11 protein-coding genes are annotated in these 12,663 nt (G+C 67.0%); 3 read left to right on the forward strand and 8 right to left on the reverse strand.

What is annotated here, in order from left to right; all coding sequences use genetic code 11:
- Positions 1–21 precede the first annotated feature (21 nt).
- Positions 22–969 (reverse strand): GlxA family transcriptional regulator, encoded by a 948-nt coding sequence (locus HWX31_RS16730; protein WP_174962028.1) that lies wholly within the window; start codon positions 967–969, stop codon positions 22–24.
- A gap of 134 nt (positions 970–1,103) precedes the next feature.
- Between HWX31_RS16730 and HWX31_RS16735 the strand changes: the two genes are divergently transcribed.
- The 3 genes from HWX31_RS16735 to HWX31_RS16745 are packed head-to-tail and all read left to right on the forward strand — an operon-like array spanning position 1,104 to position 3,168.
- Complete coding sequence (locus HWX31_RS16735; RefSeq protein WP_174962026.1) at positions 1,104–1,904, forward strand: SDR family NAD(P)-dependent oxidoreductase; 801 nt, start codon at positions 1,104–1,106, stop codon at positions 1,902–1,904.
- Positions 1,905–1,955: 51 nt separating this feature from the next.
- On the forward strand, positions 1,956–2,717 hold the full coding sequence (locus HWX31_RS16740) for an SDR family oxidoreductase (protein ID WP_174962024.1): 762 nt from the start codon (positions 1,956–1,958) through the stop codon (positions 2,715–2,717).
- Positions 2,718–2,763: 46 nt separating this feature from the next.
- Positions 2,764–3,168 (forward strand): nuclear transport factor 2 family protein, encoded by a 405-nt coding sequence (locus HWX31_RS16745; RefSeq protein WP_060378188.1) that lies wholly within the window; start codon positions 2,764–2,766, stop codon positions 3,166–3,168.
- Positions 3,169–3,180: 12 nt separating this feature from the next.
- Here HWX31_RS16745 and qhpG read toward each other — a convergent pair whose 3' ends face one another.
- The 7 genes from qhpG to HWX31_RS16780 form a co-directional block, all read right to left on the reverse strand.
- Positions 3,181–4,725, reverse strand: a complete 1,545-nt coding sequence (gene qhpG / locus HWX31_RS16750) for a flavin-dependent monooxygenase QhpG (protein ID WP_174962022.1) — start codon at positions 4,723–4,725, stop codon at positions 3,181–3,183.
- Complete coding sequence (locus HWX31_RS16755) at positions 4,722–6,086, reverse strand: radical SAM/SPASM domain-containing protein (RefSeq protein ID WP_244143760.1); 1,365 nt, start codon at positions 6,084–6,086, stop codon at positions 4,722–4,724. The genes qhpG and HWX31_RS16755 overlap by 4 nt, the downstream gene beginning before the upstream one ends.
- 67 nt (positions 6,087–6,153) lie before the next feature.
- On the reverse strand, positions 6,154–7,014 hold the full coding sequence (locus tag HWX31_RS16760) for a LodA/GoxA family CTQ-dependent oxidase (protein ID WP_174962018.1): 861 nt from the start codon (positions 7,012–7,014) through the stop codon (positions 6,154–6,156).
- The gene (locus tag HWX31_RS16765) at positions 7,004–8,419 is read right to left on the reverse strand and encodes a hypothetical protein (RefSeq protein WP_174962016.1); all 1,416 of its coding nucleotides are present in this window, start codon (positions 8,417–8,419) and stop codon (positions 7,004–7,006) included. Before HWX31_RS16765 ends, HWX31_RS16760 begins: the two co-directional genes overlap by 11 nt.
- A 9-nt stretch (positions 8,420–8,428) precedes the next feature.
- A complete protein-coding gene (locus tag HWX31_RS16770; protein ID WP_174962014.1) occupies positions 8,429–9,979 on the reverse strand; it encodes a ferritin-like domain-containing protein in 1,551 nt (516 codons plus the stop codon).
- A 351-nt stretch (positions 9,980–10,330) separates the two neighbouring features.
- Positions 10,331–11,950, reverse strand: coding sequence for a glutamine-hydrolyzing GMP synthase (gene guaA, locus HWX31_RS16775; RefSeq protein ID WP_174962012.1), 1,620 nt, complete (start codon positions 11,948–11,950; stop codon positions 10,331–10,333).
- Between the two features lie 110 nt (positions 11,951–12,060).
- Positions 12,061–12,663 (reverse strand): hypothetical protein, encoded by a 603-nt coding sequence (locus tag HWX31_RS16780; RefSeq protein ID WP_174962010.1) that lies wholly within the window; start codon positions 12,661–12,663, stop codon positions 12,061–12,063.

Here is a 12,663-nt window from a genome sequence, read left to right on the forward strand (position 1 = left end):
GGCATCGGGCGACCTTCGGATTCAGTCGTTCACGCGCGAATCGCGGCGGACGGCCTGCGGCGGCAGGCCGAATCCGCGCACGAAGGCTTCGCGCATGTGGCGGCGATCGCGAAAGCCGGTCTCCCGCGCGATGACGTCGAGCGGATGCCGGCTCTGTTCGATCATCAGCCGCGCGGCCTCCAGCCGCAGCCTTTCGATGGCCTTGGCCGGAGACTGTCCGGTTTCGAGCGTGAACACACGGCTGAACTGGCGCGGACTCAGGTGAACCGTCTCGGCGAGTTCCTCCACCGTCAGCGAGCGGCCCAGATTCCGGCGCGCATAGTTCAGCGCATTCTGGATGCGGTCCGATTTCGGCGCGAGCTCCAGCATTTCGGAATGCTGAGACTGGCCGCCTGCCCGCCGCTGATGCATGACCAGCTTGTGCGCGACCGAACGGGCCGCCTCCGGCCCCAGATCCTTTTCCACCATCGCGAGCGCGAGGTCGAGGCCGGCCGTCATGCCGGCGGACGTCCAGACCGGCCCGTCGACGATATAGATCCGGTCGTCCTCGACGCGGATGTCGGGAAAGCGCTTCTGCATGTCGCGCCCGAACGCCCAATGCGTGGTCGCGCGCCGCTGCGCCAGCAGGCCCGCTTCCGCGAGCACGAATGCGCCGGTGCAGATCCCGGCGATGCGCCTCGCGCGACGGCCCGCGCGGCGCAGATACGCGAGCAGCTTTTCCGGGGCCGGCGATTCGAGCGGATCGTTGACCCCGGCGACGATCCACGTGTCCACGTCGATCTTCCCGCGCAACGACCGCGTGCCCACCGCCACGCCGAGCGACGAGCGCACCTCGCCGCCGTCTGCCGAGAAGTTCTCGAGCGCGTAGAACGCCTCGCCCGCCACTATGTTCGCGTACTCGAACACCGATTGCGGCGCGAGCGCCATGATCTGAAAACCGTCGCTGATCAGAAAGCCGATCCGGTGCATCTCCGTTCTCCAGTGTCGGTCAACGCTGCCACGCCATGTCCTGAATCATACCCATATACGTCATTTCCGTCGCACCGGATCGAAGCCAGAATGCACTCACGCATTTCCCCTCCCCTTCGAAACGGAGTGACATCATGGCTCAAGCACATCAAGGTACGGCTGTCGTGACCGGCGCGTCGACGGGCATCGGCGCAATCTACGCCGACCGGCTGGCACGCCGCGGCTACGACCTGATCCTGGTCGCGCGCAACCGCGACCGGCTGGCGGCCCTCGCCGAGCGCATCACGAACGACACGCGCCGCAGCGTGGAGATCATCGCCGCGGACCTCAACGACCGCGCCGAGCTCGCCGGCGTCGAAGCGAAGCTGAAGCAGGACGCCAGCATCACGCTGCTGGTCAACAACGCGGGCGTGGGCACGCATACGCCGCTCCTCGACAGCGATGTCGACGCGATGACGCGGCTGATCGACCTGAACGTCACCGCCCTCACCCGCCTCACGTATGCGGCCGTCCCGGGCTTCGTCGCGCGCGGCAAGGGCGCCGTCATCAACATCTCGTCGATCGTCGCGATCTCGCCGGAAACGCTCAACGGCGTCTACGGCGGCAGCAAGGCGTTCGTGCTCGCGTTCAGCCAGTCGCTCCAGCACGAGCTCGCCGACAAGGGCGTGCAGGTGCAAGCGGTGCTGCCCGGCGCGACCGCCACCGATTTCTGGGAGACCGGCGGCCTCCCGCTCGAGCACCTGCCCAAGGCCATCGTCATGTCGGCCTCCGACATGGTCGACGCCGCGTTGACGGGCTTCGAGCGTCGCGAACTCGTGACGATCCCGTCGCTGCATGCCGGCGACGAGTGGGCCGCCTATGAAGCCGCGCGGCGCACGATGGCCCCGCATCTGTCGACCGACACGCCCGCACCGCGTTACGCGACGGCGCGATAAGTCCGACATTTCGAACCTGTCGTCGATCCCATTCGATAAGGAATTCTGATCATGAAACTCAGCGGAAACACCATCTTCATCACCGGCGGCACGTCGGGCATCGGTCGCGCGCTGGCGGAAGCCTTCAGCCGGCGCGGCAACCAGGTCATCGTTGCGGGCCGGCGCAAGGCGTTGCTCGACGAGATCGCGAAGCTGAATCCCGGCATCGACACCGTCGAGCTCGACATCGGCGACGCCGCGCGGATTCGCGAGGTCGCCGCGCAGTTGATCGAACGCTATCCGGGCTTGAACGTCGTGATCAACAACGCGGGCATCATGCCGTTCGACGACGCCAGCGGCCCGCTCGACGACGCCCAGGCGCGCCGTCTCGTCGACACGAACCTGCTCGGCCCCGTGCGCGTGAGCGCCGCGTTCGTCGAGCATCTGAAGCGGCAGCCCGACGCGACCCTCATCAACAACAGCTCGGTGCTCGCCTATGTGCCGCTCGCGGCGACCGCGCTGTACTCGGCCACCAAGGCCGCGATTCACTCGTACACGCTGTCGCAGCGCTTCATGCTGCGCAACACGAGCGTGCGCGTCCTCGAGATCGCGCCGCCGTGGGTCGACACGGATCTCGTTCACAAGAGCGGCGACCCGCGCGCGATGCCGCTCGACGCGTTCGTCGCCGAAACGATGAAGCTGCTGGAAACCGCCACGACCGAAGTCGTCGTCGACGCGGCCCGGCCGCTGCGCGATAACGCCGGGCCGAATGAGCATGCGTTCGTCGAGCAATTCAACCAGTTCATCGTCGACAACCCGATTCCTGTCGCATGACGGTCGCACGCGCGGCACGGCGGCTGACATCACCGGAGTTCACATCATGACTGCAACGCTTGAAGAGAAGAACACGGCGCTCGTCCTCGACGCACTCGACACGCTGTTCAATCGCAAGGACTACGCGAAGGCCGCGCAGTTCTGGTCCGATTCCTATGTCCAGCACAGCCGGCATGTTCCCGCCGGACGCGACGGGCTGTTCGGCCTGGTCCGCACGCTTGGCGACCTGCGCTTCGAATACGACAGGGTGATCGCCAAGGACGACTTCGTCTGGGTGCACAGCCGCTACACCAGCTCGGCAAGCCCGGCCGCGCTGATCGGCGTGGACATCCTGCGGATCGAGGACGGCAAGCTCGTCGAGCATTGGGACGTGTTGCAGGACGAGGCGACGCGCGGCGAATCCGCCGGCGGCTATCCGATGTTTGGCGATACGTTCGCGGGCGAGCGGTGACGCGCCACGATCCTATGAGGTCGGACAGGCATTCGCGCCGAACGCTGCGGGTTCGACGATTCGCTTGCTCCACAGCCATTCCAGAAGGCGTCGTGCGCTGGCGGGTTCCATCGATCCCCCGAGCGACCCGATCAGCTCGAGCGGAAACGCCGCCCGCGTCAACGCGCCGAGCAGCGGAACGAGCGCGACGCCGTCCCAGAACGCGACGGGGCGATCGAGATTCGGGTGCTGCAAGGCGGGATGCGCGATGACCCGATCGCCCGTCGCGCATGGCACCACGACAATTTCGGCATCCCGAGCAAAGCGGATCGGATCGTGCATGGGCAATCGGGGAGCGGGATCACCGGACGGCGGGCGAACGACTGCGATCTGCGCCCATTCGGCTTGCAGCGCCAGTGTCAAGTCGGCAACGCGCGTAGCGAGCGCATCGTCGGGCGAGCGCCGCGCAAGCGCATCGGGCGCCGGGCCCGACGTCAACGCTGGCGTCGAGCGCCCGCGCCAGAAAGGCGATTCGCCACACCATGCCTGGCGATAGTAGCCGGCGCTCCATGCGAAATGACGCGCGGCGCTTTCCACCAGACGTGACTCGTAAAAGCGCCGCGCCAGCGCTTGCTCCATGGTATTGCTCGCCCGGCACCAGGTGTTGAGCGCGATGGCGGCCTGGAGCGAGAATCGCATCGCCTTTTCGACGCCCGACGACGAAATCGGATCGAGCGCGAATGCGGCGTCCCCGAGCTTGATCCGCCCCTCTTGCCAGGCAAGCGCGTCGACGTAGGGCGTCGATGCGCACATGTGCGGCGCACTGCACCACGGCAGGTCGGCCATCTCCCCGAACAGCGCGCTGCGCGCGCAAGCCCGCCGCAACAGCGTTTCCGGCTCGCGCGCCGGCGCATCGTCGCGCATGGACGGATCGAAGGTGAACATGATGCGGTAGCGGCCGCTCGGCAGGGCCGCGCCCCACATCCATCCGTCGGGGAGCGCATCCACGCGAGTGGCCCGATCGGCGCCCGGCCCCCGCGCCGAGGCCGGGATCTCGGCCCACAGCGTCGACAAGCGCGGCGCGCGCAGGCGTTGCGGTTCGCGCCGGCTTTGCCGGCCCTGCGCATCGAGCACGGCCGTCGCGTCGACCTGCAGCAAGCCTTCGGACGTCGCGATTTGCGCCCGCCAGCTCCCCGGCCTGCCGTCGACGCGAACCAGGCTCGCCGGCCGCAGCACCGCCACGCCCCGCGCCTGGGCCAGGCGCACGAGTGCCGCATCGAACGCGGCGCGATCGACGACCGCGCCGTCGTGCGCCACCGTCTCGATCGCCTCGCTCGTCCAGCGCAAGCGCGTAGGCTTGCCGGCGAGGATGGGCACGGTCTCCAGCGCGTCGTGCGCATCGAGGAAGTCGATGATGTTCCGCACGCCGGGCGTCAGCGCCTCCCCGATCTGCGGACGGGGCCACCAGCGGCTCCGCTCGACGAGCAGTACGCGATGCCCGAGCTGGTTCAGGCGCAGCGCCGCGCACAGGCCCGCGGGCCCCGCACCGACCACCACCATGTCGAAGGCGCGATTCACGCGCCGCCCGCGGAGCCGGCCGGCGTCTCGCGCGGACCGGCGAACCAGTCGGGCGCATGGCGCGCCAGCCGGCCGTGCGCGCCGATCACGTAATGCAGCCATCCGCGGATGTAGTCACACGCGCTGCGTCCACGCGCAAGGACTTCATGGTGGCATCCGCCACCGCACAGATAGCGCGCCCAACAGGTGTGACAAGGCTGTTGCCGGTGTACGTGACGCTCGGCCAGCCAGGTCGTCTGGCGTACGCGATCGACGCCGGTGGCGAGATGCCCCATGGCGCCCGCCTCGTCTCCCACGAATCGGTGGCAGGCCGCCAGCTCGCCGTCGGCGGATACGCCGAAATATCCCGCGCCTGCGCCGCACGGATAGGGCCGGTGCGTGCCGCGCTGAATTTCATGCAAGGCGTTCTGCATGTTCAGGAACGGGTAGCGCTCGCCGCGCATCACCTTTTGCTCGAACGCAAGCCCGCAAGCGATCATCCCTTGCAGCATATCCGCCATGTCGGCGGGTCCCATTTCCGCGCGGCCGTTCGCGGCGCGCAGCAGCGGCGAAAACCCGACACTGTGAAACCCCATGTCGATGAACGTATCGAGCGTGTCCGGCAAGTCGAGATTGAACGGTGTGACGGTCACGCGCGCGGAAACCTGCATGTGCCGCTGACGCGCGAGGAGCGGCGCCAAACGCTCGACGATGTGATCGAAGGATCCCCTGCCCCCTTTGAACGGACGCAATCGGTCATGCACGGGCGCCGGTCCGTCGAGGCTGACCGTGACCGCGAAACCGTGCTCCTCGAAGAATTCGGCGTCGTCTTCCTGCAGGAGACTGCCGTTGGTCGTGACCGAAAAATTGCAGCGTATGCCGCGCAAGCCGGCGCGCTCGCGCGCATGGACGGTTGCCGCGCGCAGCACGGCTCGATTGGCGAGCGGCTCTCCGCCCATGAATGCCAGATTGATCTTGCCGCCGTCGCCAGCCCCGTCGATCAGCAGGTCGACGGCCGCGAGCGCGGTTTCCAGCGGCATGTTCTTCGCCTTGCCGCCGAATTCCCCCTGCTGGGCATAGCAATAGGTGCAGCCGAGGTTGCATTTCTGCGCGACCGCGAGCGACAGCGCATGCATCGGCACGTCGGCCAAAGGGGCGTCGTCGATCACGGGCATCAGCCCCAGCCCGTAGCGCGCCACCAGCGAGGCGACGGACCCCGCCTCCCCGCCCGGCAGCCCCGCGAGCAATTCGTCACGCAGACGGGGCGGCACATGGAACAGCCGGCTTCCGTTGACGAGCAGCAGTTGCGCGCCCTGCGCATCCTCGACCAGATGGATCTCGGGATGCCGCGGGCGCGACTGCTCGACGATGCGTGCGGCCATCGCCGTCGCCACGGCGGCAAGCGGCGCGCCCGCCGGGCGATCCGTGGCGGCAGGCTCGGCCTGCGGATCACGTTTCATCGGCATCCTTGCCGCGTATCACGAACCGGAGATCCTCCTGCCACGACTTGAACAGATCGTCGTAGGACCACAGCCGCGAGTCGACGCGATTATCCGGTACATAGGTGCCCGTGCGGCGCTTGGACAGCCACATGTCGCCGCGAGCCAGCCCGTCGTCGCCCGGCTCGACGTTGACGAAGTCGGGGCGCGAGGCGGCCCAGTAGTAGCACGCGCATTCTCGGTAGTCGTTCTGCCACGGCGCGCAGAGGCCTTGCGTCAGCTCGCCCGGCTCGAGCATCTGCAGGTTGAAGCTGGCCGTATCGCCGTCGAAAAAGCGCCTGAGGACGAGCGTCTCCTTCAAGGTCTCCTTTTGGGCGTCGGCCAGCACTTCGTCCGTGGCGTTCTGGTAGGCCGTGAATTCGCATTCGACCGCCTGCCCCTGCAAATGCACGATGCGGGCGATGGAGTTGGACCATTCCATGAACGACACCGCGTTGGGGTTGGGCGCGCTGGCAAGCGGGACCGAATCCGCGTTCGGCCGCACCGGGCCTGTCGTCGCGACCATCGTGCCGACCTCCAGCCCGGCAAAGCGGAGCAGGCGGCGCGTCTTGAGGTGCTCGTAGCCCTTCTCCGCGTCGATCACGTAGTTGTTGTTCTCGACCAGCGTGATGCCTTCGAACGCGCGCCGCCAGAGGTTGCGGAAATCGAATTCCAGACCGGGAAAGCAATTCGAGATCGCACTGCGCGGCAGTACCGACGCCGGGTTGCCGACGCCGCGATGATGAATCTGCGCGGTCAGGTTGGCCGCCCGGATGGCTGTGTCCCCGGACGGCTTCGGGTCCTGCGGATGATTGGGATCGTTAGCCGACATGCTGGTCTCCCTTCGAACTCGGTTGTCCGAACATCGCGTCGCGAGCCGCCTTGATCACCAGGTTGATATGGCGGCGCGTGAGCGTCAGGCTGCGACCATCGGCGCCGCGCATCAAGGCCGGCATCTTGCGCAGCCCTTCGGCGGACAGGTCGCCGATCTCCTCGGGCTGGCGCAGAACCTTGGCGAACCACGGCGCGCCGCCCGCCGACAAGGCGCTGAACACGCGCTCGTGCAGCGCGCGCAGTGCGAGATTGTCGACGATCGATTCCGCGGCGATGGGCTCGTAATAGCGCTCGAAGTCGGCAGCGTTCTGACGCACCATGGTGCTCGCGATGTCGAGCCGGCCATTGACCGGATTGCCGTTCATGACGGCCGTGTTCATCAGGCGGATGGTTTCCAGCGCGCGCAGGACGATCTCCGTGGCTTCGTCGATCGATACGCTCTCCTGCTCGACATCCGTGCCGTGGAGAATCTGCTCCATCTCGTCGGACACCACGCGCACCGGCAGCGTATCGGGTGCATAGGCGGGCGGCCCCGCACCGATATAGCCGTGAGCACGCAGCGTGGAGCCGTCCTGCCGGGTCAGCACGACTTGAACGTGGCCGTCGCATTCGTCGTCGAGGTAGCCCCAGCTGACCTGATTGCCGTCCTTGCCGGCGTAGCCGGCGTAGATCTGGGCGGGATTGGTCAGCGTGGGGCCCGTGCTCTCCGTATAGCCGAGCCAGTCGCCGCGCTTCTCGTCGTAAAGCACCAGCTCGTCGCGATCGATGATGGGATCGTCCTGCAGCGCCACGTGCTCGTCCGACAGGCGACGCTTCATGCGCGTCCCGTATACGATGCCGGCCGCGGGCGTGTAGCGCAGGCGGATCTCGGGATGTCGCTGCGTCGGCTTGATGAACTGGACGTGACCCAGCGGCAGGTGCCGCCCGGCGCGAAAATTCTCGCAATGGCCTTCCATCGCGTGCCGCCGGTGGTCCTTGAGGCCGGTCAGGCGCGCATGGATCTTGTCGTTCGGATTGTTCGTGCGCCGGTAAATCTTGATGTTCCCCAGCTGGACGTCCCAATGCAAGGCGCCGGTGTCCAGCTGTTCGGCGGCCAGCAGCTGGAGCGTGAGAGGCTGCAACTGGTCCGGCGCTTCGCTCGTGCGCGCATAGACCTCGAGGAAAGGCGCCACCGGGCGCACCTTCCCGTCCTCGTCCTTGAAGCGGATCTTGTCGGGCACGTAGGCCCGCGCGATTTCACCGCTTTCCTGGTCTACCTCCAATGTCGTACACGGCACGATGCGGCGAAAGTCGAGCGGCTTGTCGGGATCGACGGCGAGGTCGAACGCTTCGAGCGGCGTCGCCGCGGCGCCCAGCCTGCCGACCGCAATAGGCGGCAGAATCCGGAGTTCCAGTATCGGCATGTTTGGCTCCTAGAGTAACGCCGGATCGACGTCGCCGGACAAGATGCGCCTGGCGATGGCGACCATGCCCTTGTCGGCTTCGCGCAGGCTGAGCAGATACGGACGGTGTGCGGCATCGGTGCGGTCCAGCAAGGCCGCCGTCAGGTTGTCCGATGCCGCCAGCAGATCGAGGTGGCCGCGCCACCGGTTCGCCTCGCCCAACGGGCTGTCGAGCGTATACGGCACCTGGAACGGCGGCCCGGCGAGCGGCGCATCCGGCTTATTCGACACGCGCGATTGCATCAGGATCTCGGCGAGGGCGCGCAGGTTGTACATTTCGCCGAACGCGGCATTGACGATCGCGCCGCGCGGCGTCACCGTGCCTGCCGCATTGAGCCCGCCGTAGAGCGTGAAGCTGTGGATCAGGTACTGCAGCAACATGCGATAGCGCAGGTTGGATAGCGACGCCCACAAGGCCGTCACCGGCTCGGTGATGGGCGTCACCGGCGCGCCGTCCTGCTCGGGCTCGAGCTGAGGATCGAGCAACACGTAGGGGTTGACCGCGACCGGGCGCGAAGGCTGCCAGGCAGCGTGCGCGCCCGTCGTGGCCGCGACGCGCTCGCTCAACGCGGCGAGTGCTGCCGGATAGGCCGCCTGCCATGCCGCTTCGAGGAAATCGTCCGGACGTGCGTCGCCCCAGACATCGACGCCGCACAGCTCCCCTCCCAGGACCCTGCGCATTTCAATGTAGATCCGCAGGAACCGCACGAAATGCGAGGGCTGCGTGCCATGCGTGGCCTCGCCTTGCTGGGCAATCGCCTGCAGTGCGTCGACGGCGTCGTCGCGTGACGTGGCGGGCTTCACCAGCACGTCCGGCGTGCTTTTGAGCGACGCGTGGCCGCTGCTGCCGCGCTGGCCGCCCTGGTACCCGCGTCCCCACTCCGCGAAATCCGCCTGGCAGCGATAGGTGTCGGCCTGAAAGACCTCGTCGGGCAGGTAGTCCGGATCGTTGACGCGCGGAATCAGCGCGTCGAACAATTCCGCGACCTGGTGCGGATTGGAAACCTGTGCCGCGACGCGCGCACGGATTTCTTCGCCCAATGCACCGCCTTTCCAGCCGACGGGTGCTTCTGCGTAGACGTATTTCGCGAGGGAATCGAGCGTCAGCGGTTCGAGCGTGAAAGGAAACGGATAGAACGGCGTATCCCACGGATAATCGTCACGCTCGAAATGCAATGGCGAACCGATCAGACGCAGTACGTTCTGCACCGTGATCAAATGGCCCATCTCCTCCTTTGCGATGCCGAGGATGGCTTCTTGCCAAATGCGCACGGCATCGTGAAATTGAGGCGGCACCTGCGGGCCGCCCAGCGAATAGGCGGCATATAAATACTGCACCATCAGGCAATGCTCGATTTCCGCATCGATGGACAGCAGGTAGGTCACGTAATCGCGCGGCGAAAACTCGCTTATGAGCGGCGGTGCCGCTACACCGCCTTTGGCAGTCAGCCCGCGCGGCGTCAGCTCGGCGGGTTGTTGACCGATAGGCGCAAGATGGCGCCAAAGTCTGAGAGATTGCATTGCCGCTCCTTATTGCCCACGTCATCAAGAAAAGAGTCGCGCGGAACTGCAGGAAAAGGCCGGTATTGCGGGAAAGCGGGGAAGCGGGGATCGCACAAGCACGCTGTCGGGCGTGTCATTGCGCAGGCGTGATTTGAATCGATGCGATGGACGGTGTTTGGCCGCCCATGAATATTGTCATTTCATTATTGCACGCAGCGCTGACGAGACAAGTCTGTCAAGTTTGACAGTTCGGGAAAACACTATGGCCGGCATGCACAATTGCCCCGTGCATGTCTCCCGCCCGCTCCCGATCACGAAAAAAAGGGGCGCCCCAAGGGCGCCCCGCATGTTCAGCCGGTTGCGTACAACTCACTCCCACTCGATCGTCGCCGGCGGCTTCCCGGAGATGTCGTACACGACGCGGTTGATCCCGCGCACCTCGTTGATGATCCGGTTCGACGCGCGGCCGAGCAGCGCGTACGGCAGGTGCGCCCAGTGCGCGGTCATGAAATCGGTCGTCTGCACCGCGCGCAGCGACGTCACGTAGTCATACGTGCGGCCGTCGCCCATCACGCCGACCGACTTCACCGGCAGGAACACCGCGAACGCCTGGCTCGTGAGGTCGTACCAGCTCTTGCCGACGTCGGCTTCGCCGCACAGGCCCGCCGCCGCATCCTGCGCGGTCGCGGTCGTATTGCGCAGCTCCTCGATGAAGATCGCGTCCGCGCGGCGCAGCAGGTCCGCGTACTCGCGCTTCACCTCGCCGAGAATCCGCACGCCGAGGCCCGGGCCCGGGAACGGATGGCGGTACACCATTTCCGGCGGCAGGCCGAGCGCGACGCCCAGCTCGCGCACCTCGTCCTTGAACAGGTCGCGCAGCGGCTCGAGCAGCTTCAGGCCGAGCGTCTCCGGCAGGCCGCCGACGTTGTGGTGACTCTTGATCGTCGTCGCCTTCTTCGTCTTCGTGCCGCCCGATTCGACCACGTCCGGATAGATCGTGCCCTGCGCGAGCCACTTCGCCTTCGACAGCTTCTTCGCCTCGGCCTGGAACACCTCGACGAACTCGCGGCCGATGATCTTGCGCTTGGCTTCCGGATCGGTCACGCCGGCCAGATGGCCGAGGAACTGCTCCGATGCGTCGACGTGCACGACCTTCGCATGCAGGCGGCCCTCGAACATGTCGAGCACCATCTGGCCTTCGTTCAGGCGCAGCAGGCCGTGGTCGACGAACACGCAGGTCAGCTGGTCGCCGATCGCGCGATGGATCAGCGCGGCCGCAACGCTCGAATCGACGCCGCCCGACAGGCCGAGGATCACCTCCTCGTCGCCGACCTGCTCACGGATGCGCGCAACGGCTTCCTCGATGTGATCGCGCATGATCCAGTCCGGCTTCGCGCCGGCGATGTCGAGCACGAAGCGCTCGAGCATCTGGCGGCCCTTCACGGTGTGCGTGACTTCCGGGTGGAACTGCACCGCATAGTAGCCGCGCGCCTCGTCGGCCATGCCGGCGATCGGGCAGCTCGGCGTCGACGCCATCAGCTTGAAGCCCGGCGGCAGCTCGGCGACCTTGTCGCCGTGGCTCATCCAGACCTTCAGCATGCCGTGGCCTTCGGCCGTCGTGAAATCCTCGATGCCGTCGAGCAGGCGCGTATGGCCGTGCGCGCGCATTTCCGCATAGCCGAATTCGCGATGGTCGCTCCACTCGACCTTGCCGCCGAGCTGCACGGCCATCGTCTGCATGCCGTAGCAGATGCCGAGCACCGGCACGCCGAGATCCCACACGGCCTGCGGCGCGCGCAGCTGATGGTCTTCGTACGTGCTCGCATGGCTGCCCGACAGGATCACGGCCTTCGGCGCGAACTCGCGGACGAAGTCGTCGGACACGTCGTTCGGATGAATCTCGCAATAGACGTGCGATTCGCGCACGCGCCGCGCGATCAGTTGGGTGACTTGCGAACCGAAGTCGAGAATCAGGATTTTGTCGTGCATGGCTGCGGACGGGATGAAGAACAAACGGATAAGAAAAGCAGCGCATCGCGCGCTGCGTCAATAGCATGGACGGCGGCGTCGGGCGAAACGGGCGCGCGACGCACGGCCGGTCATTCCTGCATCGGCGGGCGCTCGTCCAGCGCGACGTCGCTTGACGCCTTGCCGGACGCGGCAGGCGCGCCGGACGGTGCGGTGGACGACGCTGCGGCGGACGTGGCCGCCGGACGGGCGACGACCGGCTCGGCCCGCTGCGGCGACACCGCCGCCGGCTCGGCCGGCCGCTGCGCGGCACGGCCTTCGAGCGCCTGCGCCCGCTCGCGCCGCCGCACGGCCGAAGCCAGTCGCACGCCGCCGAGGCCGAGCACGAACAGCACGACGCCGACCGCCGCGGACAGCAGCTGGCCGGCCGCCGCCAGCGCCGGACCGTGCGAGCCGATCGCCCACACGATCGTCAGCATGCCGGTCAGCCAGTTCACGTGGCCGACCGCGCGCGCGACCGGCGCCGTCAGGTCGCCGTTGACCGCCGCGTGCGCGGCGAGCCACGCGAGGCCAAGCAGCGCGATGCCGAACGCCTGGCCGAGCATCGCCGGCTCGACGTTCGCCAGCTGCAGCGCGTTGAACAGCGCATGCCACGGCGTCAGCACGAACAGCAGGCCGAACGCCGCCAGCAGCACGGCATCGACGACCAGCACGGCTCGCAGCAACGGTTTCAT

Origin of the sequence: Burkholderia ubonensis (genome assembly GCF_902833085.1) — a bacterium.
Classification (GTDB): domain Bacteria; phylum Pseudomonadota; class Gammaproteobacteria; order Burkholderiales; family Burkholderiaceae; genus Burkholderia; species Burkholderia ubonensis.

Excerpts from the sequence above, each read along its gene's own strand:
- HWX31_RS16755 (WP_244143760.1), bottom strand. The coding sequence starts at position 6,086 with ATGGCCGCACGCATCGTCGAGCAGTCGCGCCCGCGGCATCCCGAGATC.
- HWX31_RS16765 (WP_174962016.1), bottom strand. The coding sequence starts at position 8,419 with ATGCCGATACTGGAACTCCGGATTCTGCCGCCTATTGCGGTCGGCAGG.
- guaA (WP_174962012.1), bottom strand. The coding sequence starts at position 11,950 with ATGCACGACAAAATCCTGATTCTCGACTTCGGTTCGCAAGTCACCCAA.
- HWX31_RS16770 (WP_174962014.1), bottom strand. The coding sequence starts at position 9,979 with ATGCAATCTCTCAGACTTTGGCGCCATCTTGCGCCTATCGGTCAACAA.
- HWX31_RS16780 (WP_174962010.1), bottom strand. The coding sequence starts at position 12,663 with ATGAAACCGTTGCTGCGAGCCGTGCTGGTCGTCGATGCCGTGCTGCTG.
- HWX31_RS16735 (WP_174962026.1), top strand. The coding sequence starts at position 1,104 with ATGGCTCAAGCACATCAAGGTACGGCTGTCGTGACCGGCGCGTCGACG.
- HWX31_RS16740 (WP_174962024.1), top strand. The coding sequence starts at position 1,956 with ATGAAACTCAGCGGAAACACCATCTTCATCACCGGCGGCACGTCGGGC.
- HWX31_RS16730 (WP_174962028.1), bottom strand. The coding sequence starts at position 969 with ATGCACCGGATCGGCTTTCTGATCAGCGACGGTTTTCAGATCATGGCG.
- HWX31_RS16760 (WP_174962018.1), bottom strand. The coding sequence starts at position 7,014 with ATGTCGGCTAACGATCCCAATCATCCGCAGGACCCGAAGCCGTCCGGG.
- HWX31_RS16745 (WP_060378188.1), top strand. The coding sequence starts at position 2,764 with ATGACTGCAACGCTTGAAGAGAAGAACACGGCGCTCGTCCTCGACGCA.